The organism is Nocardia arthritidis (genome assembly GCF_011801145.1).
GTDB classification, from domain to species: Bacteria; Actinomycetota; Actinomycetes; order Mycobacteriales; family Mycobacteriaceae; genus Nocardia; species Nocardia arthritidis_A.
This window is the reverse complement of sequence record NZ_CP046172.1, coordinates 3,631,452-3,655,565: the sequence shown is the minus strand read 5'-3', so window position 1 is coordinate 3,655,565 and position 24,114 is coordinate 3,631,452. Positions and strand designations below refer to the sequence as shown.

At 67.4% G+C, this 24,114-nt stretch carries 20 protein-coding genes; 10 read left to right on the top strand and 10 right to left on the bottom strand.

Annotated elements, in window-relative coordinates:
* Positions 1-95: 95 nt before the first annotated feature.
* Both F5544_RS16415 and F5544_RS16410 read right to left on the bottom strand, forming a co-directional pair.
* Positions 96-2,201: an amylo-alpha-1,6-glucosidase gene (locus tag F5544_RS16415; protein ID WP_167473991.1), complete on the bottom strand. Its 2,106-nt coding sequence runs from the start codon at positions 2,199-2,201 to the stop codon at positions 96-98.
* Positions 2,198-3,250, bottom strand: coding sequence for a glycosyltransferase family 4 protein (locus F5544_RS16410; protein WP_167473990.1), 1,053 nt, complete (start codon positions 3,248-3,250; stop codon positions 2,198-2,200). Before F5544_RS16410 ends, F5544_RS16415 begins: the two co-directional genes overlap by 4 nt.
* A 414-nt stretch (positions 3,251-3,664) precedes the next feature.
* Here F5544_RS16410 and F5544_RS16405 point away from each other — a divergent pair, with 414 nt between their 5' ends.
* On the top strand, positions 3,665-4,297 hold the full coding sequence (locus F5544_RS16405; protein ID WP_167479254.1) for a response regulator: 633 nt from the start codon (positions 3,665-3,667) through the stop codon (positions 4,295-4,297).
* Positions 4,298-4,301: 4 nt separating this feature from the next.
* Here the strand turns inward: F5544_RS16405 and F5544_RS16400 are convergent, their stop codons facing one another.
* Positions 4,302-5,057, bottom strand: coding sequence for a sigma 54 modulation/S30EA ribosomal C-terminal domain-containing protein (locus F5544_RS16400; protein ID WP_167473989.1), 756 nt, complete (start codon positions 5,055-5,057; stop codon positions 4,302-4,304).
* A 109-nt stretch (positions 5,058-5,166) separates the two neighbouring features.
* On the opposite strand from F5544_RS16400, the gene F5544_RS16395 reads away from it, so the two are divergent.
* The gene (locus F5544_RS16395) at positions 5,167-6,900 is read left to right on the top strand and encodes a sensor histidine kinase (protein ID WP_167473988.1); all 1,734 of its coding nucleotides are present in this window, start codon (positions 5,167-5,169) and stop codon (positions 6,898-6,900) included.
* A 20-nt stretch (positions 6,901-6,920) separates the two neighbouring features.
* Here F5544_RS16395 and F5544_RS16390 read toward each other — a convergent pair whose 3' ends face one another.
* Complete coding sequence (locus F5544_RS16390) at positions 6,921-8,108, bottom strand: beta-ketoacyl synthase N-terminal-like domain-containing protein (RefSeq protein WP_238847275.1); 1,188 nt, start codon at positions 8,106-8,108, stop codon at positions 6,921-6,923.
* Positions 8,109-8,327: 219 nt separating this feature from the next.
* Between F5544_RS16390 and F5544_RS16385 the strand changes: the two genes are divergently transcribed.
* The 3 genes from F5544_RS16385 (at position 8,328) to F5544_RS16375 (ending at position 12,419) form a co-directional block, all read left to right on the top strand.
* Positions 8,328-9,677: a sensor domain-containing diguanylate cyclase gene (locus F5544_RS16385; protein ID WP_167473987.1), complete on the top strand. Its 1,350-nt coding sequence runs from the start codon at positions 8,328-8,330 to the stop codon at positions 9,675-9,677.
* A gap of 18 nt (positions 9,678-9,695) precedes the next feature.
* Positions 9,696-10,043 (top strand): antibiotic biosynthesis monooxygenase family protein, encoded by a 348-nt coding sequence (locus F5544_RS16380; RefSeq protein ID WP_167473986.1) that lies wholly within the window; start codon positions 9,696-9,698, stop codon positions 10,041-10,043.
* Between the two features lie 96 nt (positions 10,044-10,139).
* Positions 10,140-12,419, top strand: a complete 2,280-nt coding sequence (locus F5544_RS16375) for a HelD family protein (RefSeq protein ID WP_238847460.1) — start codon at positions 10,140-10,142, stop codon at positions 12,417-12,419.
* Positions 12,420-12,423: 4 nt separating this feature from the next.
* On the opposite strand, the gene F5544_RS16370 is transcribed toward F5544_RS16375, so the two are convergent.
* On the bottom strand, positions 12,424-12,879 hold the full coding sequence (locus tag F5544_RS16370; RefSeq protein WP_167473985.1) for a universal stress protein: 456 nt from the start codon (positions 12,877-12,879) through the stop codon (positions 12,424-12,426).
* 533 nt (positions 12,880-13,412) lie between these two features.
* Complete coding sequence (locus tag F5544_RS16365; RefSeq protein ID WP_238847274.1) at positions 13,413-14,321, bottom strand: helix-turn-helix domain-containing protein; 909 nt, start codon at positions 14,319-14,321, stop codon at positions 13,413-13,415.
* Positions 14,322-14,380: 59 nt separating this feature from the next.
* Here F5544_RS16365 and F5544_RS16360 point away from each other — a divergent pair, with 59 nt between their 5' ends.
* Positions 14,381-14,851 carry a VOC family protein gene (locus tag F5544_RS16360; RefSeq protein WP_167473984.1) on the top strand — a complete coding sequence of 157 codons (471 nt, stop codon included), beginning with the start codon at positions 14,381-14,383 and terminating at the stop codon, positions 14,849-14,851.
* Between the two features lie 77 nt (positions 14,852-14,928).
* Here the strand turns inward: F5544_RS16360 and uvrB are convergent, their stop codons facing one another.
* Entirely contained in the window at positions 14,929-17,097 is a 2,169-nt protein-coding gene (gene uvrB / locus F5544_RS16355; protein ID WP_167473983.1) for an excinuclease ABC subunit UvrB, read from the bottom strand.
* A 275-nt stretch (positions 17,098-17,372) separates the two neighbouring features.
* Here uvrB and F5544_RS16350 point away from each other — a divergent pair, with 275 nt between their 5' ends.
* Both F5544_RS16350 and F5544_RS16345 read left to right on the top strand, forming a co-directional pair.
* Positions 17,373-18,023, top strand: coding sequence for a DUF402 domain-containing protein (locus F5544_RS16350; protein ID WP_167473982.1), 651 nt, complete (start codon positions 17,373-17,375; stop codon positions 18,021-18,023).
* A gap of 103 nt (positions 18,024-18,126) precedes the next feature.
* A complete protein-coding gene (locus F5544_RS16345; protein ID WP_238847273.1) occupies positions 18,127-18,675 on the top strand; it encodes a DUF402 domain-containing protein in 549 nt (182 codons plus the stop codon).
* Positions 18,676-18,747: 72 nt separating this feature from the next.
* Here F5544_RS16345 and coaE read toward each other — a convergent pair whose 3' ends face one another.
* Positions 18,748-19,953, bottom strand: coding sequence for a dephospho-CoA kinase (coaE, locus tag F5544_RS16340; protein ID WP_167473981.1), 1,206 nt, complete (start codon positions 19,951-19,953; stop codon positions 18,748-18,750).
* Between the two features lie 289 nt (positions 19,954-20,242).
* Here coaE and F5544_RS16335 point away from each other — a divergent pair, with 289 nt between their 5' ends.
* Positions 20,243-20,458, top strand: a complete 216-nt coding sequence (locus F5544_RS16335; protein WP_167471232.1) for a hypothetical protein — start codon at positions 20,243-20,245, stop codon at positions 20,456-20,458.
* A gap of 90 nt (positions 20,459-20,548) precedes the next feature.
* Here F5544_RS16335 and F5544_RS16330 read toward each other — a convergent pair whose 3' ends face one another.
* A complete protein-coding gene (locus F5544_RS16330) occupies positions 20,549-22,093 on the bottom strand; it encodes a phospholipase C (RefSeq protein ID WP_167473980.1) in 1,545 nt (514 codons plus the stop codon).
* Positions 22,094-22,319: 226 nt separating this feature from the next.
* Complete coding sequence (locus tag F5544_RS16325) at positions 22,320-22,976, bottom strand: DUF1453 domain-containing protein (RefSeq protein WP_174867345.1); 657 nt, start codon at positions 22,974-22,976, stop codon at positions 22,320-22,322.
* 229 nt (positions 22,977-23,205) lie between these two features.
* On the opposite strand from F5544_RS16325, the gene F5544_RS16320 reads away from it, so the two are divergent.
* Positions 23,206-23,826, top strand: a complete 621-nt coding sequence (locus F5544_RS16320) for a hypothetical protein (RefSeq protein WP_167473979.1) — start codon at positions 23,206-23,208, stop codon at positions 23,824-23,826.
* Positions 23,827-24,114: the final 288 nt, after the last annotated feature.

Below are 24,114 nucleotides of genomic sequence, written 5' to 3'. Positions count from 1 at the left end.
GGCTATCGGAGCACTACGACGGGCGCGACCGGCTACGCCTCAGATGACACGACCGTGTCCTATCGGTCCGATTCGACGTGTCCTGTCAGTCCGATTCAATGGTCGGCGCGCCGCAGATCACCGGACAACCCGCGCACATGCCATCCCTCGGTATCCACGTACACCGTCAACGCGTTCGACCCGACCCGCAACCCGCTGACGCTCAACGGCAGATACCGCTCCGGCACCACCGGTGCCACCGAGAGCACCCCCTCGGGCACGCTCGGTTCCAGCCGCAGCAGCGTCCGCAGGAACAGCAGCGGCGCGGCGGCGGCCCACGCCTGCGGTGAACAGGAGGTGGGATATGGCACCGGCACATCGAATTCGGCGCGATCGAAACCGCAGAACAATTCCGGGAGCCGGTACCCGAACCGGGTGGAGGCGTCGAGTACCGCGTCGACCACCCGGGTGGCGTGCTCGGTGTATCCGTAGCGCATGAGCCCGGCGGCGCAGATCGCGTTGTCGTGCGGCCATACCGACCCGTTGTGGTAGCTGACCGGGTTGTACGCGCCCATCGATGTGGCCAGTGTGCGAATTCCCCAGCCGCTGAACATTTCCGGGGAGAGCAGCCGGTCTGCGACCTGGCCCGCCTTGTCACCGTCGACGATCCCGGTCCACAGGCAGTGCCCGATATTCGAGGTGAGCGCGTCGATCGGCCGCTTGTCACGATCCAAACCGATTGCGTACCAACCCTTTTCCGGCAGCCAGAAGGTTTCGTTGAATGCCGTCTTCAGCGCGGCGGCCTTGGCCCGCCACCGCTCGGCCAGCGTGTGGTCGCCGACGCCGGAGGCCAGCGTCGCGCGCGCCATGTACGCGGCGTATACGTAACCCTGCACCTCGGCCAGGGCGATGGGCGCGGTCGCGATGGTGCCGTCCGCGAAATTCACGCCGTCCCAGGAGTCCTTCCAGCCCTGGTTGGCCAGCCCGTGTTCGGCGGCGCGGGCGTATTCGACGAATCCGTCGCCGTCCACGTCGCCGTACTTCTCGATCCATTCCAGCGCCCGATCGGCGTGCGGGAGCAGTTCGTCGCGGGTCTTCGCATCCAGGCCCCAGCGATGCAGCTCGCCGAGCAGCATGACGAAAAGCGGTGTGGCATCGGCGGTTCCGTAGTACACGGTGTCGCCGCCGAGCAGCAGCGTCGCCGCCCGGCCGAACCGCACCTCGTGCGGGATGCGTCCCGGCTCCTCCTCGGTGGCGGTGCGAATCCTGTTGCCCTGCAAGCCCGCGAGGCTCTGCAGCGTGCCGACCGCCAACCGGCGGTCCAGCGGCAGCACCATCCACGAGGTGAGCAGCGAGTCGCGGCCGAACAGCGCCATGAACCACGGCGCGCCCGCGGCGACCACCGCGCGCTCCGGATGATCCGGATCGAAGATCCGCAGCGCGCCGAGGTCGACGACGGTGCGCTGCAGCACCGCGGCCAGCGTCTCGTCCTCGGTGTGCACGGTCGGCGAATTCTCGTACCACTCCCGCAGCCGTTGCGCGGGTGCGCTGCGGCTCACCGGGGAGCCGCACGGATAGCGCGGCTCATGCGAGTCGGCGTCGAACGCGGGCAGGTACTCGATGCAGGCCGTCCACTCACCGCGCCCGGGAAGCTCTATCTCCCAACGCAGTTCGCGGTCGTGCGCATGCGCGCCCGATCCGCTGACGGTCACCGCCAGCTGCAGCTCCGGCCTGCTGATCTGCACCGCGCCCGCACCGCTCCTGGTGTCGGTGTGCACGCCTTCGCCCGCGCGACCCTCCTTCACCTCGAACAGGTCGGCGAAATCGGCGTCCACCGCGAGCACCACCGTGGAGTGCATCGGCTCGGCGGACAGGTTGCGCACGATCAGGTCTTCGCGCATCCCGTCGCCGACGTGCCGTCCGACGATGACCAGCGCCGTGCTGTCGGCCCGGCCCGCCCTCGGCATGGTCCTGGCCAGCAGGGTCGCACTGTACGGCGCGGCGTATTGCACGGTAAGCGCTTGCGGCACTTGACCGTCCACCGTCAGCCGCCAGTGCGAAAGCACCCTGGTGTCGCGCACGAACAGACCCTCGGGCCGGTCCGCGCTGACGGTGCCGCCGGTTTCGCTGATGCAGAAGGTGGAACCCTCCACCAGCGTCACGCCACCGCCGAGCGCGGCCGGTACCCCGGTATCCGCGCCGTCACCCCACGGCCGCGTCACGAAACCGGTGCGGGCTCGACCGCCCGGCTCGTCCGTTCGCCCGTCAGGATCGTTCGGTATAGCCGTTCGTGATCGCGCGCCATCCGCAGCCGCCCGAATCGGCGTTCGGCCGCGTCGCGGCAGTCGCGCCGATCGAGCAGGTGCACCTGATCCAGCGCGTCGACCATGGCGTCGGCATCGCGGCACAGGAATCCGGTGCGCCCGTGCTCGACGATCTCGGGCGCCGCGCCGTTGGGGAAGGCGAGTATCGGTGTGCCGCAAGCCAATGACTCCGCCATCACCAGACCGAATGGTTCGGGCCATTCGATCGGGTTGATCAGCGCATCGGCGTGCCGCACTACCTCGACGCGTGGCTCCAGCGGCAGTTCGCGGGGTTCGGGGTCGTCAGGTCCCATGAGTGGACGCACGCGCTCAGTGTAGTAGGCCCGCTCGGCGGGTTCGCGGATCTTGGTGATCAACACCAGTTTCCGCCGCGCCAGCCGCGCCACCTGCACGGCGCGGTGCACCCCTTTCTCCGGGTTCATCCGGCCGACGAACACCAGGTAGCCGCCGCCACCGGGCCCGTATTTATATGCGTTCAAATCGATTCCGTGATGGATGACGGCCGAGATGGGCACGGTGCCCGCCGCCTGCCGTTGCGACTCGGAGATCGCGATGATATGCGCGGTCCGCGCCATCGACCGGAATAATTCCTGACGCATCGGTGTAAAGGGCCCGTGATTTGTCACCACCACCGGCGGACCGTCCGCGCCCGCCCCGATGAACGGGCCGAGCGAGGTGTGGTCGTGAATGATGTCCATATCCGCGAGCGCGTCGTAGGCGGCGAGCACATGCATCAATTCCGCCTCCCCGACGCCGATTTGCGCCGTCGGGTGGTCGAAGATGTGATACCGGTGCACCGGACAGGTGGAATCACCGACGGTGAAGAGGTGTACATCGTGCCCGAGGGTTTTCAAACCCTCCGCCAGATTTCCAACCACCGCTTCGGTACCGCCGTAGGCAGGCGGGGGTACCGGGACCCAGGGTGGGACGATCAGCCCGATCCTCATCGGGGTGGCTCGTCGTCGACGTCCTCCGAAACCGCACTCGGAGGGCCCCATTCCGCACCGCAAACGGTGCAGTGCAACAACTCCCGATAGGGGGAACGGCGAATGGCGGCGGATCCACAACCCGGACAGATTTGCGAAAATCCGAAGACCGCGCCGAAATCCAAAGTAGCTGAATACTTCATGGGAGGAACCTCGTTCACGGGCCCGTCTGGCCGCACTGCCCCAAAGCCCTCTCTGATCGACTTCATTGCAATCATACTCGGAACCTCCTGGTCGGCTTCGGCTTTCCGGACTTTTCAGTGGTGCGGATACCCCGCGACGACTACTTTGAACGGAGTGCGGTCCGGCAAAACAATGCAGCGCGGCGAAGTCGGCCGCCGGACGTGCGAAAAGACAAAAGGCGGGAGGCCGGGCGTGATCAGTGTTTTCCTGGTGGACGACCACGAAATCGTGCGACGCGGCCTGATCGATCTGCTCGACAACGATCCGGAACTCGATGTCATCGGGCAAGCGGGGGATGTCGCCCAGGCAATGACCGGCATTCGCGCACTGCGGCCCGATGTCGCCGTATTGGACGTCCGACTACCCGACGGCAACGGCATCGAACTCTGCCGGGATCTACTGGCCGAATTCGACGGCCTGCGTTGCCTGATCCTGACCTCTTATACCGATGAACAGGCCATGATGGACGCGATCCTGGCGGGCGCCAGCGGTTACGTCGTAAAAAATATCAAGGGTATGGAACTGGCCGAGGCAATCAAACAAATCGGTACCGGTCGGTCGTTATTGGATACCCGTGCCGCGATCACACTTCGGGAACGGCTGCGCCGCAGCACCGAGAGCGACGGCGCCCTGGCCGGACTGACCGATCAAGAACGCAGACTGCTCGCCCTGCTCGGCGAGGGCCTGACGAACCGCCAGATCGCCGCGCGCATGTTCCTGGCCGAAAAGACCGTCAAGAACTATGTCTCCCGGCTGCTGGCCAAACTGGGCATGGAACGCCGCACCCAGGCCGCGGTGCTGGCCTCCAAACTCCGTGAGGCCTAGCGATTCATGATCGAACGGTGTGGCGGCCCGCCGCTACGACGGCCAAATCGCCGTCGTAGCGGCGATACAGCAGTCGACCCCGGCCGCTGTCGGCGTCGGTGAAGAACAGAAACGGCATACCCGCTCGGCACAGGCGCTCCGCCGCGGACCGCTCGGACAGTGTCGGGGCCGATTCCGGATGCACCGTGACCGGAAGGGAATTCGGCACCGCGTGCGGCGCCGAGGTGTCGCGCTGACGGATCAACCGCACACCCAGCGGATCCCCCCAGTGCACGACGGCGTCCTCGCCGGTTTCGGCGTCGGTGAAAAGATAAGCGTCGTAATCCATCGCGTCGAGCACCGAGGTGGCCTCGGCGGGCGTTCCGGTGAGCAGCGCACAGGTCTTGCGGCGGGTGATCGGGCGCGGTTCGGTGATCCTGGCCAGCGGCGGCCGCGCCGGATCCGGCCACTCCCGCGACTTCGCGGTGGCCAGCCTGGCGATCTGCCGGTCCAGCCGTTCGGCGGCGAAGGTCACCGCGAAGCCGCGCGGACCGCTCACCTGCACCCGGCTCGGCGCGCCGCGGAAGCGAATGTTGGCCTGTACCAAGGTATGTTCGTCGGCCCCATCGGGCGCGGTGACGCGGACCCGCACCGAACTGTCGAGCCGGTGACGACGCAGGATCAAGCCGATCGCGCGCACCGCCCTGGTGACATCCCGCGGCGGCACCGCGCCCCGGGTGGTGACGGCTAGTTCGGGTTCCAGCGCCCGCGTCGAAATCATGCGCCCATGCCATCACCGCAATGCCACCGCGAACAGGGCCGAAAGTCCCCGATCGGCGAACTAGACTGGCGGAGGCGCTGTTCAGCGTCGGCTATGCAGGGGATCCGACATGACCGAGGAGTACAACACCGGTCCCTACTCGGTGCGCGAAACGCTCTCGCAACTGCGCCTGCGCGAATTGCTCACCGAGGTCAAGGAACGCGTCGAGATCATCATCGATTCGCGCGACCGGATGGCCGGTCTCGTCGAGGCGATGCTGACGGTCACCTCCGGCCTGGATCTGGACGAGACGCTCTCCGCGATCGTGCGCACCGCAACGAATTTGGTCGACGCGCGGTACGGCGCGCTCGCGGAGCTCGGACACGACCGGCAGGTGGTCCAGTTCATCGACGAGGGGATGGACGACCGGATCCGGGAGCGGATCGGCGCGGCGCCGCAGGGACACGGCGTACTCGGGGTCGTCTTCGACGAGCCGACGCTGCTGCGCCTCGACGACCTGACGAAACACCCTGCCTCCGTTGGCTTTCCGCCGCATCATCCGCCGATGCACAGTTTCCTCGGCGTCCCGGTGCGCATCCGCGACGAGGTGTTCGGCGCCATCTATCTCACGGAAAAGGCAGGCGGACAACCGTTTACCGAGGACGACGAGGTGCTGGTGCAGGCCTTGGCCGCCGCGGCCGGTATCGCGGTGGACAATGCGCGACTATACGAATCCGCCCGCACCAGGCAGGCGTGGATCGAGGCGACCCGCGATATCGCCACCGAATTCCTCGCCGAACCCGATCCGGACCGGGTGCTCGCGCACGTCGTCGAGCACGCCCGCACGCTGACCGGGTCCTATCAGTCGTTCCTGGCCAGCGCCACCGAGCCGGATCCGGTGACCCACTTGACGATAACCCAGTGGTCCGGCCCCGAGACCCCGCGGGCACTCGACGCGGTGCGCATCGGCGGCACGGTGCTCGGCGAGGCGTTCACCCGGCGCACCCCACTGCGCTCGGATACCGTCGAATCGCTGAATCTCGGTGTGCCCCTTGATGATACCGGCCCAGCGCTGATCCTGCCGCTGTGCACGCCGGATGCGACGCTCGGCGTGCTCGTCACCGTGCGGCCCGCGGGCTCGGCACCCTACTCCGATGAAATGCTGGAGCTCACCGCGGCTTTCACCGATCAGGCGGCGCTGGCGATGCAGCTGGCCACCGCCCAGCGCCGGATGCGCGATATCGATATCATCGCCGACCGCGACCGCATCGCCCGCGATCTGCACGACCATGTCATCCAGCGGCTGTTCGCGATCGGGCTCACCCTGCAGGGCGCGCTGCCCAAGGCACGCGTTCCCGAAGTGCGCCAACGACTTTCGACGGTAATCACCGATCTGCAGGATGTGGTGCAGGATATCCGCACCTCGATCTTCGATCTGCACGGCGGCAACGACGGACAGGGCGGGCTGCAGCAGCGCCTCGAATACGCGATCAAGCAGCAGACCGCCGACACCGCGCTGCGCGCCACCATCCAGGTCAACGGCCCGCTGTCGGTGCTCGATCCGGAACTGGCCGACCACGCCGAGGCCGTGGTCCGCGAGGCGGTGAGCAATGCCGTACGGCACTCCGGCGCGGACACCGTCTCGGTGGAGATCTCCGTCGCCGACGATCTGACCATCGTGGTCACCGACAACGGCTGGGGCATCCCGAACCACGTCATCCGCAGCGGCCTGCGCAATCTGGAGCAGCGCGCCGAAAAGGCCGACGGCACTTTCACTCTCGGGCCCGGCGCCCAGGATCTGGAGGGCTTCCCCGGCACCCGGCTGCGCTGGTCGGTGCCGCTGCCGACGGGCGAGCCGGACTGAATCCGGCCATGGAATGCGCCCTAAACAGGTCCCAGCACGACCATCGAATTATTGCCGCCCATCCCCAGCGACAACTTGGCCGTGATCCCGCCCTCGAACGGGGACGGGCCGTCGAGCAGCCGCGGATGCGCGGGCGCGACGATCGGCGCCGCGGGCACGATGCCGCGGTCGTAGCCGAGCGCGGCGGCGGCGACCTCCACTCCGGCGGCCGCGCCCTGGCAGTGTCCCGCAAGGGGTTTCAGCGCGTACACATGCGGGCGCTCATGAAAGAAATTTGCCATCAGGTCCCGTTCGGCGAGATCGCACTGCCGGGTTCCGGTACCGTGCGCGTTGAAGTAGCGCACATCCTCGACGTCGACCCGCGCGGCGGCCAGCGCTCGGCTCGCGCATTCGAAGATCTGGGTGTGCGCCGGATCGACCGAAACCACGTGATAGGCATCGTTGGTCATGGCTCCCCCGAGCACCCGCACATACGGTTGCGCGGTGTCGCGGCTCAGCACGAACGCCACCGACGCCTCCCCCATGCCGAATCCGCGGCTCCCCAGCTGGAAGGGGCGGCATCCGTCCAGCGGTTCGACATCGGCGACCGACGCGCCGAGCCGGACGAAGTGCTCGACCATGTCCGGTGTCGCCGACATATCGGTGGCCAGGCACACCACATCGTCGGCGATACCCGCGTCCAGCCACATCTTCGCGGTGATCAGCGCGACGTTGCCGGAGCTGCACGCGGCCGAGATATTGATCGCCGGGCCGTGAAAACCGTACTCCTGCAACAACACCGAGATCGGAGTGGATGGCAGCAGCCGCAGGTAGTCGCGGGAGCGGCGGTGGCCGTTGTCGACGAGGTAGAAGTCGCGCCAATTCACCACGTCACCGAGCACGATCGCGTGCACCAGTCCGACGGTGCGGCCGGGCCGCCAGCCGCGCGCCAGCGCGTCATCGATCGCCTCGCGCGCCGATTCGTGCATTGCCCGCCCGTAGCGACTGGGGCTCACCGCCGGGTCGCCGCCGTCCGGAACCAGCGCCACCCAGGCGTTCTCGTCGCGCCCCGGACCGTAGCCCGGCTGCACCGCCGCCGCCGACTTACCGCTCAGCAAACCCTGCCACAGCGCGTCCCGTCCCCAGCCGTAACCGCTGACGACACCGATGCCGGTAATCGTCATATGATCTTGATGGTTGAGTTCGCTTTTCGGGATGGCGCCCGGCATGGCCTCGCTCCTTCGCCGGCTCCAATGGACCGATCGTGGACCGATCCGACATCATCTACTAGAAGATCCGGGTCCTTGTAATGATCACCAGACGGAGCCCGATGAAGTGCCCGGAGTGTGATCGAGGCGATAACGTCGACGGCGTGATCTTGTACACGTCGATACAAGAATAATCCCGTGTTCCAATGGCCATGACCGGGTCGACGATCGGGGGTTGAAGTGGGAGAGGACGATGCGGCGGCCACCGTCGGCGCCGCGGAGCAGCTGGCCGAACGCTACCGATCCCTGGTCGAGCACACCCCGGACGGTATCTGCGTCCATGAGCGCGGCATCGTCGTCTACGTCAACCCGGCTACCGTCCGCATGTTCCGCGCCGCCTCCGCCGACGAGCTCGTCGGGCAGCCGCTCACCAAATTCGTCGACTCCGCATCCATCCCGGGCATGTTGGACCGGATCAGCAGGCTGACCACCAAGGGCGCCGCCTCCGAGCCCACCGAGATGACGCTGCTGCGGCTGGACGGGGTGAAGATCCAGGTGGAGACGGTATCGGTGCTCACAGCATGGCACGACCACCTCGCCTACCAGGTGGTCATCCACGACCTGACGGCGCAGCGATTGGCCGAGGCCGCGCAGCAGCGCGCCGAACAGCACTTCACCACCGTGGTGTCGCAGCTGGAAGAGGGTGTGGTGGTGGTCGACACCGAGGGCAGGATCGAATCGATCAACCCGGCCGCCAAACGCATCTTCGGCACCGAGGACATCGATGACGCCGATCTGATCGGCCGGGCCATCCAAACGCTGCCGCTGACCCTGCTCGACGCCAACGCTCAGGCGCTGCCGCCCTCCCGGCACCCGATGGCGCGCACCCTGGCCACCGGCGAGACCGTCACCGGATATGTCTTCGGCGTCGACCGGGCCGACGGCCAGCGCCGGTGGCTGTCGGGCAGCAGCAGGCTGCTCAACCCGGACGACCCGGGCTCCTCGGCGGTGTCGTCATTCGCCGACATCACCGAATTCCGGGCCAGCCGTAGGCAATTGGAGTACCAGGCGACGCACGATTCGCTCACCGGGCTGGCCAACCGCTCGCTCATCCTCTCCCAGCTGGCCGCCGCGCTGGCCAGCAGCGCCGATCTACCCGTTTCCACCGTCCTGTTCATCGACCTGGACGGTTTCAAGGCGATCAACGACACCCTCGGCCACGCCATCGGCGATACGGTGCTACAGATCGTGGCCCAGCGCCTACAACGCGCCCTCCGCGCCGACGATCTGGTCGGGCGGCTGGGCGGCGACGAATTCCTGGTGCTGCTGTCCGGCCGGTCCCGGCTCGTCGATATCGACGCGCTGGTGCACCGGCTGCGTTCGACCATGGCCGACCCGATCATCGCGCGGGGGCACCGCATCGAGGTGAACGCGTCGATCGGGGTCACCGCGCTCACCCCGGGCGATCAGCGCACCCCAGAGGCCGTGCTGCACGACGCCGATCTGGCCATGTACCGCGCAAAGCCGTCCGGTCACCGGGACGGCACAGTCGGCAGCGGGCGCAGGCCGAACAGCACCCACGCCTCCTGATCCTGCGAAGATCGTCCGGTGATCATCGAACACGCTCTGCTCCCGGTCCGCCCCGGCGCGACGGCCGACTTCGAGGCCGCGTTCGCCGAAGCGCGGCACATCATTTCGGCGATGCCCGGCTTCCGCGGGCTGTCACTTTCGCACTGTGTCGAGCGCCCCGGCACGTATCTGCTGCTGGTGGAATGGGATCGGTTGAGCGATCACACGGAAGGCTTCCGCGGATCGCCCGAATATCTGCGCTGGAAAGAACTGCTGCATCACTTCTACGATCCGTTCCCGGAGGTCTGGCATTTCGACCCGGTGTCATCGGTGCCGGATCCGACGGCCCGACCTGGCGTTACGGCGAGCACGGCGCAGCGGCAGTAAACTCGACAACTCTGTTCACGAGCGCGCGCCCGCGCCCGGCTCATTCGCGGTGACAAGGAGATCAGTTTGCCCGACCTCAGTCAGGACCGTGCCGCGGTGGATCCCGCCGAGCGGCCCGGCACCGGGAGCGAGCTGGACCAGGAGCAGGCCTACCTATCGGTCTTGTACGACCGGCTCGACGCCATGCGCGACTACGCCAGGAACCGGCTGCGCACCGTGCTGCTGGAGACCGGCGGCACCCCGCAGGCGCGCAGCGAGCGCGAATCGTTCACCCAGCTCTACAGCGAGGATCTGGCCAAATACGATGCGGCCGAACACGGTCTGTGCTTCGGCCGCATCGATCTCGAGGCGGAGCAGGACGGCGAGGGCCCACGCTATATCGGCAGGCTAGGCATCCTCGACGAGGCGAACGATTACGCCACCCTGCTGCTCGACTGGCGGGCGCCGCTGGCCCGGCCGTTCTACCTGGCGACCACCGCGGCGCCCGACGGCGTGACGCGCCGCAGGCATATCCGCTCGCGCAATCGCCGCGTCACCGCCGTCAACGACGAATACCTGGATCTGGCGGCCGCCGACGCGGCCGGAGTCAGCGGGGGCGACGGCGGCGTCGGCAGTGAGAGCGCGCTGCTCGCCGCGCTCAACGCGGCCCGCACCGGCCACATGAACGACATCGTGGAGACCATCCAGAGCGAGCAGGACGCGATCATCCGCTCCGAGCACAAGAGCGTGCTGGTGGTGCAGGGCGGCCCGGGTACCGGCAAGACCGCGGTGGCCCTGCACCGCGCCGCCTACCTGCTCTACACCTACCGCCAGCAGCTGGCCAAGGCCGGCGTGCTGATCATCGGGCCGAATGCCACCTTCCTCGACTACATCGGCCAGGTGCTGCCCTCGCTCGGCGAGACCGGTGTGCTGCTGTCCACCATCGGCGATCTGTACCCGGGCGTGAAGGCCACCCGCGAGGATTCGCTGCGGGCCGGCGAGATCAAGGGTTCACTGGCCATCCTCGAGGTGCTCAAGCAGGCGGTGCGCGATCGGCAGGAGGTGCCCGCCGAGCCGATCCGGCTGCGCTTCGACGGCTACGAGGTCGTCATGGACCGCAAGATCGTCACCAAGGCCCGCGGCCGGGCCCGCTCCTCGCGCAGGCCGCACAACCTGGCCCGCCCGATCTTCGCCGCCTCGGTGATCGACGCGCTCACCGATCAGCTGGCCCAGACCATGGGCGCCGACCTGTCCGGCGGCCAATCCCTGCTCAGCTCGGCCGATCTCACCGAGATCCGGGACGAGATGCGCGCCGATCCCGAGGTGCAGGCGGCCATCGGCAAGCTGTGGCCCATCCTCTCCCCGCAGGAGGTGCTCGCCGATCTGCTCGCCGACCCCAAGCGCCTGGATCGCGCGGCGAGCGGTATGTCCGCGGCCGATCGCGCCGAGCTGGTGCGCCCCGACAACGGCGAATTCGCCGCCGCCGACGCACCCCTGCTGGACGAGCTCGCGGAACTGCTCGGCGTCGACGACACCGAGGAACGGGAGCGGGCGCGCCGCCGCTGGCGGGCCCAGCTGGCCGAGGCGCAGGACGCGCTCGACATCCTGACCGGTTCGGCCCCACAGGATCTGGAGGACGAACTGGATCCGGAAATCCTGATGGCCTACGACCTGATCGACGCGAGTCAGCTCGCCGAACGCCAGGACGTGCGCACCCGACAGACCACCGCCGAACGCGCCGCGGGCGACCGCACCTGGACCTACGGACACGTCATCGTCGACGAGGCGCAGGAACTTTCGGAGATGGCGTGGCGAATGGTCATGCGCCGCATCCCGAATCGCTGGATCACCGTGGTGGGCGATGTGGCGCAGACCGGCGACCCGGCGGGCGCCTCGTCGTGGCGGCGGATGCTGGAACCCTATGTGGCGCAACGCTGGAAGCTCACCGAGCTGACGGTGAACTACCGTACGCCCGCGGAGATCATGGCGGTCGCCGCCGATGTGCTCGCCGCCATCGATCCGGCCGCCGAAGCGCCGCGCTCGGTGCGCGAATCCGGCAATCCGCCGCGGGCGCACCGCGTCGCGCCGGACGAATTGCTCGGTGCGGTAAAGGAATTGGTCGGCGCCGAGGACGGACCGGGCACCACGGCGGTGATCACGCCGCACGCGCTGATCGGCGAATTCGCCCCGCTGGCCGCCGAATCGGTGCGGGTGCTCACCGTGCACGATGTGAAGGGGCTGGAGTTCGACGCGGTGTATCTCGTTGAGCCGCAGGGGATTCTCGACGAATCGCCGCGCGGGTTGAACGACCTCTATGTGGCGCTCACCCGCGCGACGCAGCGGTTGGCGGTGGTGCACACCGGCGAATTGCCGGAGGTGCTGGGCACTTTGAGCTGACCGGCTACTTGCGAACGGTGTGCACGATCAGCACGTCCGAATGCGATTTGCGCGCGACATCGGACGGCACCGAACCGAGCAGGCGGCCGGTGATGGTGTTGAGGCCGCGGTTACCGACCACCAGCAGATCGGCCTCCACCTCCTTGACCAGCGTCAGCAGCGATTCGACCGGCTCGCCGACCACGGCCTTCTCCACCACGTCGGTCGCGCCGGCGGCGACGGCCTTGTCCCGGGCGGTGCGCAGGATATCGTTGGTCGGCGCGGACCCGCGGACCTGGTAGGCCTCCTCCTTGAGCACATCGGCCGCGGCGGCGACATCGCGATCGTCGGTCGGGTAGTACGCACAGGCGACAACGAGGGTCGCGCCCGAATCCGCCGCCAGCGCCGCGGCCTTCTCGACGGCGACATACGACGAGTCCGAGCCATCGGTACCGACGACAATGGTCCGGTAGGCGGTCATGTGTCCTCCAACTATGCGTGGGTCGGGTGCCGCGCCCGGCGCAACTCCGGTGTACGGGTGTACCGGCGCGGCGACTGGGACCGACCATAGCGGCAAACGGTGCGGAAACAACAGAAATCGCGCCACATCACATCGGGATGGTCCAGGCTTTTTACACCACATCCCGGCGGCCGCCGACCGAGGGGCCCAAGCCACCTGCGGCGACCCGAAGACCGGCTCGACTCGCTGTGATTCCGCACAAATCCGGCGAACACGATTGCGGTGCTGGGATATTCGTCACAGCGAAAAGGTATCGGCCCGGACCCGGCGCACACTTTCGGCGACGAGGCGGGCCGATCCGGCTTTACCAGGGTGTCGGATCGTAGCCCGCGAAGAACAGGCCCATGATCGCCGCCCAGATGTTGTCCATACCTACCCTTTCCGCACTGGAATGACGGGCCATATTAACGCGTCATCGGCCGCAACCAGGCCGAAAAGCGGTGCGGTGACAGCTGATCCGAGGTGGCGGATAGGCGAGGCGCAGGCATCCGCAACTATCTCGCTTCCGTTATCACCTTGGATGTAACCTCATTCCGAGACCGCAGCGAATACTTGGCGTATTCGAGTGGGGCCATGCCGATCTCCGCCGCGAACTCCCGCGAGAAGTGCGCCTGATCGAAGTAGCCCAATTCGGTGGCCAGCGCGGCCAGATCCTCCGTTCGGCCGCGGGCGAGCAGATCGGCGCCGTCCTGCAACCGGTAGCGCCGCAGCACCCATTTAGGGCTCGCACCGACGTAGCGCCGGAACAGCCGCTGCAGCGTGCGCACCGGGACGCCGAACCGATCGGTCACCTGATCGACCCTGGTCAATTCCTGTTCGGCGGCCATCGCCGCGACGATGCGCAGCACCAGCTCGTAGTTGGGATCGTCGGCGACGAGGCGGCGCGCCAGGAAGTCCTCGACGACGGCCCGCCTGCCGGTGTCGGCCGGTTCGGCGAGTACGCGCTCGGTCAGCCCGTCCGTCCCTGGCAGCACCTCGCCGAGCGGCACCGCCCGGTCCCGCAGGGCGCCGACATCGAGCCCGGTGAAGGCCCCGAAGCCGCCGGCCCGGAACCGCACCCCGAAGGTTTCCCCGGCCCCGCTGAGCTCGCGCACATATTTCGTCGTGCACACACCGTTGACGAAACCGCCACTGCGCGTTGCGCTTTGCTCGAACGACAGGTTCACGCTCGGATACGGCAGCACCTCGGCGTGGTACGGCGGCCTGCCGCCGAGATCCCACCGCACCGACCAGTACCACTCGACGAACCGGCCCACCTCCGGCCCGGGTGGCAGCCGGTGCAGCGTGCGGAACTTGGCCTGCTCGTCCGGATGCAGAATGCCCTTCATATCCTGCGGCGCAATGGGATTGCGCGGCGGTTGCGCCATGGGTTGCCCGGTGTTGTCCAATACGCCGAACCTCATACCGCTCGGTGTCGCGTTCTTACAAGACCCGCGGCCCGCCCGCGACGAGAGTGGACGCCATGACGAACACCGTGAATCCCATCGCCGACGGCTACCACTCGATCACCTGCTTCCTCGCCGTCGCCGACGGCAACAAGGCCATCGACTTCTACTCCGCGGTCTTCGGGGCCGAGGTGATCAGCCGCAACGATCTGCCCGACGGTCAACCCGCGCACGCGGAACTGAAATTCGGCGATTCCACCCTGCAACTCGGCATGCCCATCCCGGACAACGGCGTGCTCGCCCCGAACGGGGAATGGGTGCACACCTCGATCGTGCACTACTGCCCCGACGTCGACGGCGTCATCGCCCGCGCCGCCGAACACGGCGCCCGCAAGGTCGAGGAGCCGCAGACCTTCGTCACCGGCGACCGCTTCGGCGTGGTGATCGATCCGTTCGGGCACCGCTGGGCGGTGCTGACCAAGGTCGAGGACGTACCGAGGGAGGAGGCCGAGCGCCGGGTGAACGAGTGGTTGGCCTCCCAGTCCTGACCGGAGCCGGCCGGTATCCGCCACGGGACACGAATCCCGTTGGCGGATACCACCTTTCGACCAGTGGGCGGTAGCGCTCACTTCAGCCCGGCAGCGTCCATGCCGCGCAGTTCCTTCTTCAGATCCGCGATCTCGTCGCGCAACCGGCCGGCCAGCTCGAATTGCAGCTCGCGGGCCGCGTTCATCATCTGGTCGGTGAGTTCCTTGACCAGGTCGGCCAGTTCGACCCGCGGCATCGACTTGATATCGCGGCCCTCGAACACGCCCGCGCTCACCGCGCGCCCCGGCTCGCCCTGTGCCCGGCGGCCGCGGCTGGCATTGCGACCCGAACCGCCGATCTCCACCTCGTCGTCCACCTCCCGGTACACCTGGTCCAGGATGTCGGCGATCTTCTTGCGCAACGGTTTCGGGTCGATGCCCATCTGCTCGTTGTATGCGATCTGCTTCGCGCGGCGGCGATCGGTCTCCTCGATGGCGTGCCGCATCGAATCGGTGACCGCGTCGGCGTACATGTGCACCTCGCCGGAGACATTCCGGGCGGCGCGGCCGATGGTCTGGATGAGGCTGGTCGCGCTGCGCAGGAAGCCCTCCTTGTCGGCGTCCAGGATGGCGACCAGCGAAACCTCCGGCAGGTCGAGGCCCTCGCGCAGCAGGTTGATGCCGACGAGCACGTCGTATTCACCGAGCCGCAGCTGGCGCAGCAGTTCGACGCGGCGCAGGGTGTCGATCTCGGAGTGCAGGTAGCGCACCCGGATGCCGAGCCCGAGCAGATAATCGGTGAGGTCCTCGGCCATCTTCTTGGTCAGCGTGGTGACCAGCACCCGCTCGTCGCGTTCGGCGCGCACCCGGATCTCGTGCACCAGGTCGTCGATCTGGCCCTTGGTCGGCTTCACCACCACCTGCGGGTCGACCAGGCCGGTCGGGCGGATGACCTGCTCGACCACCTCACCGCCGGTCTGCCCCAGCTCGTACGGGCCCGGCGTGGCCGACAGGTATACCGCCTGGCCGATCCGGTCCGCGAACTCCTCCCAGGTGAGCGGCCGGTTGTCCACCGCCGAAGGCAGCCGGAAACCGTATTCGACCAGGTTGCGCTTGCGCGACATATCGCCCTCGTACATGCCGCCGATCTGCGGGACGGTCACATGCGACTCGTCGATGACGAGCAGGAAATCCTCCGGGAAGTAGTCGAGCAGCGTGGCGGGCGCGGATCCGGCGGGCCGCCCGTCGATGTGGCGCGAATAGTTCTCGATGCCGGAGCAGAATCCGACCTGGCGGATCATCTCCAGGTCGTACTGGGTGCGCATGCGCAGCCGCTGCGCCTCCAGCAGTTTGCCCTGGCGCTCCAACTCGGCGAGCCGCTCGGCCAGCTCCTCCTCGATATCGCGAACCGCGCGCTCCATCCGGTCCGGACCGGCGACGTAGTGGGTGGCCGGGAAGATGCGCAGCATATCCACCTGACGCACCACATCACCGGTGAGTGGGTGCAGGTAATACAGCGCCTCGATCTCGTCGCCGAAGAATTCGATGCGGATCGCGAGTTCCTCGTAGGACGGGATGATCTCGACGGTGTCGCCGCGCACCCGGAACGAGCCGCGCACGAAGGACATGTCGTTGCGGGTGTACTGCACGTCGACCAGCAGCCGCAGCAGTGCGTCGCGGTCGATCTCGCCGCCGACCTCGAGCTGCACCGACCGATCCAGGTAGGACTGCGGCGTGCCGAGGCCGTAGATGCACGACACCGAGGCGACCACCACGACATCGCGCCGGGACAGCAGGCTGGAGGTCGCCGAATGGCGCAGCCGCTCGACATCGTCGTTGATCGAGCTGTCCTTCTCGATATAGGTGTCGGTCTGCGCGATATACGCCTCGGGCTGGTAGTAGTCGTAGTACGAGACGAAATATTCAACCGCGTTGTTGGGCAACATCTCCCGCAACTCGTTGGCCAGCTGCGCGGCGAGCGTCTTGTTCGGCGCCATCACCAGCGTCGGCCGCTGCAGCCGCTCGATGAGCCAGGCCGTGGTGGCCGATTTGCCGGTGCCGGTGGCGCCGAGCAGCACGACATCGCGCTCCCCCGCCCGGATCCGGCGTTCCAGCTCGGCGATCGCCGCGGGCTGATCGCCCGCGGGCTTGTGCTCGCTGACCACCTCGAACCGGCCGTCGGTGCGCTCGATCTCGCCGACGGGCCGGAATTCCGAATGGGCGAGCGGCGGCTCGTTGCCGGCGGGGATCTCGGTTGCGAAAGCCATGCTCCCAGCCTAGAACCAGGCACCGACAAGAACAGCCCGCCTTCGCGCCCCGCGGAATCCACCGCTATGAAGACTGGACAGTCTGGTTGCCAGGCGTGTGCACAATGGTTCACCCAACCCTTGTTCAAGCCTTGCTCAAATAACCGTAATGGGCTCGAAAGGTCTGTTCTCGCAACAGTATTCATGGCCGGGTCGGCTTTGTCACACCGGGTGAGGGAGGGGTTGCCCAGGTGTACTCTGAACTGGTTGTCCAGACTTGGTGAAGGGACGAGGCTATGAGCGCACTGCTGCCATTGCTCGTCGCCGCACCGGCGGTCACCGGGATCGCCGGATTTGTGGCCCGGGATATCCGTGGAATCGCATTCGCACACGGAACCATCGCGACCAACGGCAGCAACGGGGCCGCCGCGCCGCCGGGGCGAACGCCCACCAGACCAAGAGTCGAGTACTTCAACGTCGCCGAGTTCACCAATACCGATGCCAAGGGTTTCGTCCGGCCGGTCGAACGCTTCCACGTCGAACCGTGGGGCCTCTATATGGCGCGCTGCGTCGACGGGCCGCAGTTCCACTACCTGGAATCCTGGCTGCTGCCGGATCTTTCGATCCGCGCGACCATCGCGCACCGGCACGCCGGCGACCATCACGGCCGGGATTACTGCCTGGATATCGGCGAATACACCCGCATCGAGCCGAAGCGCTGGAAGGCGGTGGACCACTACCTCGACATCGAGGTGCAGGGCGGCCGCCGGGCCGATCTGCGCGGCGTCGACGAATTGCTGGCCGCGCACGCGGCCGGGGTGGTCGACACCGCGCAGGCGCACCGGGCCTTCGAACGCGCCACCGCCGCCATGGACGGGCTCGCCGCGCACGACCACGACGTCGAACGCTGGCTCGCCGCCCAGGGCATCGGCCTGACCTGGATGTAATCCGGCGCTCCACCGGCCGCGCACCGCCGCGACCAAGCGCTCGAGTGGCGGTAGATTTTCTGCATGACACCCGGCGGGAAGGTCCGGTCGAAGAGGAGGCGGCGTGCGTAATCACGGAGGACTGGTCAACGCCGACCCGGCGCCGGTGCACGTGCACCGGCCCAAGGTCGAATATTTCGACCTCGCCGGGCTGACCAACACCGATCCGAAGGGATTCGTGCGGCCGGTGGAGACGTACCGGGTCGAGTCGTGGGGCCTGTACATGGCGCGCACCTCGGACCATCCGCAGTTCCACTACATCGAGTCGTGGCTACTACCCGAACTGTCCCTGCGCGCGACCGTATTCCACTATCACCCGGCACATCAGCGCGATCAGGACTACTACCTGGATCTCGGCGAGTACACCCGGCTCGGCCCGAAACAGTGGAAGTCGGTGGACCACTACCTCGACATCGTGGTCCGCTCGGGCCGCGAGACCGAACTGCTCGATGTCGACGAGCTGCTCGCGGCCCATGCCGCGGGTCTGATCGGCGCGGCCGAGGCCGAGGCGGCGGTGGCCAACGCGGCCACCGCCATCGACGGCATCGCCGCGAACGGCCACTCCCTGGAATCCTGGATGGAATCCATGGGCATCACCCTCACCTGGATGTAAGACCTTCGCGGCCCTCGTCGATCCGACCCGGCGCACCTCGACAAGCTGGCAAAGCTGTTCTGACGCATCGGATTATCGCGCCGCATGCCAAGCGCGGACGCGCTCGTACGCGGCGTCGAACCACGGTTCCTTCACGTCCAGGTAGGCCAGCGTCGCCTCGGTGCCGGTCAGCCCGGCGGCCTTGGCCTCGCCCGCGCGTTTCACCTCGAGGTATTCGGCACGGGCCGCGGCATCGGCGCGCAACCAGTCCCGGAAGTCGAGCGCGAACCGCTGGCCGGGCGAGCCGTCGACCCTGATGTGCACGTTCGCCAGGCGGCCCGGGTCAGCGCTCGCGTGAATTCTCTTGGCCCACAGTGCTTTATCGGTTCCGGCCGGATCCTGCGGGGTGGGCTTCGGATTATCCCCGGTGATCTCGGCGATCACCGGGAAACCCGCGGCGCCCAGCGCATCGCGCAGCCCGTCGGCCACGTCCAGATCGGCGATGGTGATCTGCAGGTCGAGCACATCCTTCGCGGGCAGGCCCGGCACGGAGGTGGATCCGATGTGATCGATCCGCGAGGCCGAGGTACCGCAGGCCACCCACAGCCGCGCGATCAGCCGCTGCGCCTGCGCGGGCCACTCCGGATTCGGCGGCGCCAGTGCGACATTCGCCCGCCGCGCCCGGGTTCCGGTGCGCAGATTGTGCTCGAACGGCACCAGCCGGTCCCGCCACAGGTCGCGCACCACCGCGTCGACCGCACCGGCCGGACCGGAATTGTCCAGCAACACATCGGCCGCCGCGCGCCGCTGCTCGTCGGTGGCCTGCGCGGAAATTCGGGCGCGCGCGTCGGATTCGGCGATACCGCGGAATTCCACCAAGCGCCGAATTCGGGTTTCCTCTGGCACGTCGACGATCAGCACCAGATTCATCAACGGCGCCAATCCGTTTTCCACCAACAATGGAATGTCCTGCACCACGATCGCATCCGGCGGCGCCGCGGAAATGAGTTCCGCGGTGCGTTTACCGACCAGCGGATGGGTGATCGAATTCAGGGTCGCGCGCGCGGCGTCGGAGCCGAATGCCTTGGCGGCGAGCGCGGGCCGATCCAGGCTGCCGTCGGCGGCGAGTATCTCCGCGCCGAAGGCCGCGACGAGTGCGGCCAAACCCTCGGTACCCGGTGCGACCACCTCTCGCGCGATGACATCGGAGTCGATGATCACCGCGCCGAGTTCGGCGAGCGTCCGCGCCACCGTCGACTTGCCCGCTCCCATGCCTCCGGTGAGGCCGATCCGCAACATTGGCCAAGTCTCGCATCCCGGCGGCGCACCGACCCGCGCGGCCCGGGGGGCGGACAAACCCTCCTAATACCCAGCCGCCCACCACATTCCACATACCGACCGACCATTTGGCCGATCCGTGACATCGCCGAGACCGATCCGCAACAATTACCGGAGAATCCGGACCGGCGAAGATAACTTTCCGACACGCCGGGGCAATTACTTGCGCAAAATACCGTGCCCGCCAGTTTCGTTCGGCTAATCTTCGCCCTGGCGATCCAGGCCAGCACCAGCAAGCAAAGGAACACAATTGGGCACCAGACACGACCAGACGGGTCGCCACCGCCTGGGAATGGCGGGCGGAGTGCACTGCATCCACATCCCCGCCGTCGCGGCCGCGCTCGCCGAGCATCGCCGCACATGGTTCACCGCGTTGATCAGCCCGGCCCGGCACAGCTTCGCGGCCATGCGAAAACGCTCCGCCGTCGTCCCGAGTGTCCGCTGGGTGCCCGCCACCGTCGGCTGAACACACACTTGGGCAGTGGCCCAGCCCATTTCGGGGCTGGGCCACTCGCCTGTCTCGGGCCGGAGCCGAATGTTCTTACATCTGTAAGGATTACGCGCGCACGAGACCGCTCGGCTTGCGCCGGGTGCCCGGCTGCTGGCGCGGCATCTCGTTCGGCGGTACCGGATACGGCACGCCCTTGGTCGCGGTGCCGAGCGCGATATTCGGGCCGCACTGGGCAACGGCCGCATCCATTTTCGGCTTCGGATCGCTCAGCACCGGCTTGGCGGCGTTCGGCGCGGAACCGAAATCGAAGGCCGAGGTCATATCGCCGGTGACGCCGCGCCGCCACTTCGTCAGATTCGGCACCTCCACCCCGAACCGGGTTTCCAGCAGCCGCAGCTGCGAGGTGTGGTCGAAGGTCTCCGAGGCCACCAGCCCGCCCCGGCTGTACGGCGAAATCACCAGTCCCGGAACGCGATACCCGAGCCCGATCGGACCGGCGATACCCTTCGCCGAGCTGACCCGGTCCAGCGGAACGGTCAGGAATTCACCCGGCGTGCCCGGGGGCGCCGTCGGCGGGGTGACGTGATCGAAGAAGCCGCCGTTCTCGTCGTAGCTGATGATCAGCGCGGTCTTCTCCCACACCTTCGGATTCGAGGTGAGGATGTCGAGCAGCTGCACGATGCCGTACGCGCCGAAAGCCGCGGGCAGCGCCGGATGTTCGCAGTTGATCAGTGCCGGGATCACCCAGGAGACCGCGGGCAGCGTGTCATTGGCGACGTCGGCCTGGAAGTCGTTGGGGTACACCGGCGCGATGCCGCGGCGATGCAGTTCGGAGTTCGGGTCCTGCGACTGTTTGAAACAGCCGAGCATGCCGTCCAGGATCACCGAGGACAGCGGGCCGACATCGCGGTTGTTGTATACCTTCCAGCTCACCCCGGCCTCGGACAGATTCTCCGGGAAAGTGCGCCAGCTGTAGGCGTTCTGCGGAATCAGCGTCGGCGTCTCGACCAGCGGACCGCCCGCGCGGCCGTCCGGATCGATGGTCGCGCTGATCCAGTAGAGCCGGTTGGGATCGGTCGGGCCGAGCACCGAGCAGTGGTAGTTGTCGCAGAGGGTGAACGCCTCGGCCAGCTCGTGGTGGATCGGAATGTCCTCGCGCAGGTAGTAACCCATGGCGGCGGGCGCGTTGGCGGGGCCGACGCTCTCGATGGACATCGGCATCCACTGATCGTTGCGGCCGCCGTTCCACGCCCGGTGCATACCGCCCCAGGTGTGGTCCGGATCGTTGATGCATTCGCCGTCGAGGGTCGCGCCGCGGGTGGTGTCCAACCGGAACGGGTTGACGTAACCGTCGGGCGATGGGCCCGCGCCGGGTGTCCACCCGTACTGGCGCCACGACGCGGACGGATCGTCGAAGCCGCGGACGCCGGAGTAGGTGCCGAAGTAGTGGTCGAACGAGCGATTCTCCTGCATCAGCAGCACGAAGTGTTCGATATCGCCGAGTCCGCCCATACCCGCCGGGTCGGCGGCGTACGCGCGCTCGATGATCGGGTTGGCCCAGGAGGCCAGCGCGCCGACCGCACCCGCGGCCGCCGCCTTCGCCAGGAACTGTCTACGGTTGAGGCCGCTGAACGGGCTCGCTGCGCACATCTTGCGGTAGGGCCTTTCTGCCGAGCTGACTTTCCCGCAGCGACACTACCGTTAAGTTGGTCAAACGTCCGACTTCATCGAATTCGATCAGGCAGCGCGCACAATTGCGGCATTGCCGCGAAAGCCTACCGCTCGCCGGCGGCTGTCCCATTCCCTGTGTCCGATTGTGCGACAGGATTAATCGGCCGGTTGCGTAGAGTTCGCGGGGACGGTCCGGCCGCGACCTTCAGCGCCGGTTGTCCCGCCCGCGATTCAGCCACTGCAGACCGTCGCGCAACGTCGGCGGCTGCTCGATGGAACCCCGGTCGAATTTGCGCTCCTCATCCGGCTGATCGCCGCGCTTCCCGTACGACTGCGCCTGCGTCAGGAACCGGTCGAAGGTTTGATCGATGATCGAATTCGACCGCCCGCCTTCCTTACCGTCCTGTTTGAACGGCACGCCGGTGGAGAAGGCGCGCACGCCGAGGGTCAACATCTCCCCCAGCATGCCGATACCGATCGACAGCGTGGTCGGGCGCGCGTCGTGATGCATGCCGAGCGCGAGGCCGACCATGCTCACCCCGAATCCGACCGCGAACGAAGTCACCCACACCACAACGGTTTTCACGGTGTAGCGCTGCCAGAGATGCCCGTCCCGCTCGAAGATGTCGACCGTCGTCCCGCGCACCGCGCCGAAGGCGATACCGATCACGCCGCCGATCACCAGGAAGGTGATGTCGACGGTGCTCAGATCCTTGACCTTGGTGACGCTGAACACGCCGATCGCCACCAGGATCAGCGGGGTGAGGAAGATATCGCGGGCGTCCATCGGCTCGCCCCGGAATCGCTTGATCACCAGCGCGATCACACCGACGATGATGGCCACCAACAACCACGTACTCATACCGTCTCCCAACCGTTTTCATCCTGCGGTTGGAAAACTACGAGGCGGCCCTGAATCCGAGATCCGCCGAAGGGAGGACTCGGCGGAGGAGTCGAGGACGATTCAGGCGCTGTCGGCGAAGCCGTCGGGCGGCGAAACTTGTCGTACCCCTGCGGCAGAATACGAAGTGGGTCGGACGTCGACCGAGTTGCTGGACAAGGTAATTCGCAACTCGAGCCGAGGAGGGGCCATGCCCGACGTCCATGCTTCGATGCCCGACCCGCGGGATCCGCTGCCCGTCCGGCGCCTGCCTGCCGAGCAGCCGTCCAACCGGCACCGCCGCGCGCTCGACCTCGCCGAGGAGGCCGAACGCCACCGATCGCTGCTGCGGTCCGCCGCCGCCGACTACCGGTGGCGGGTGGCGCAGCGGGTGTCCGAGCTGGCGCCGGAGGATCAGCGGTACTACCTCGACGAGGCCGAACGCCTCATCGAGCAGCTGATGATCGACCCGGTCCGGCACAGCACGCTGGACCTGGACGCCTATCGCGCGATCCGCGACGGTGTCCCGGTCACCTACGACAGCGCGCAGCGCATGTACGTGCTGCGCCGCCCCGGCCGCGACCCACTGCCGATCCGACCGGGCCTGGCCGAACATCGGCTCGGTGTCATCGCGCGCCTGGCCGGACTCGGCCTGCGCCTGGACCAGATCCAGGTCGTCGCCCTCACCACGGCGCAGATGGTCGCCCCACACGAGGCGGCCGTCCCACCCCGCGGCGCCCCCGAAGTCCTGCGTGGCACAACGGGATTCCCGTCTCGGCGTGGAGCTCCGGTCACCCCGAGGCCATCGGGGTTGCCGAACAGCGGCGTCTGAGCTGGTGCTGTCTGGGGTGATCGGCGCGTTCAGCTGGTGGGTGTGCCGCCACGACGGCTGGATTGCCCCAGGTAGGTGCGGAGTGCGTTGGCATGCGGGGTGCGGTTTCGCACTCGGTGAGGCCGATATACCTACTGGCGCTGTAGCATCCGGCCTGAGCGGACAAAACCAGACGACTTCCGCGGGATTTCCGCATATCCCAGCTGATTTTGTCCGCCTAGGCCAGCTGAATCGCCCCAGACAGGCGCGCGGTGCTGGCAAGCGGGGGGCTCGTTCCCACCAAATGGG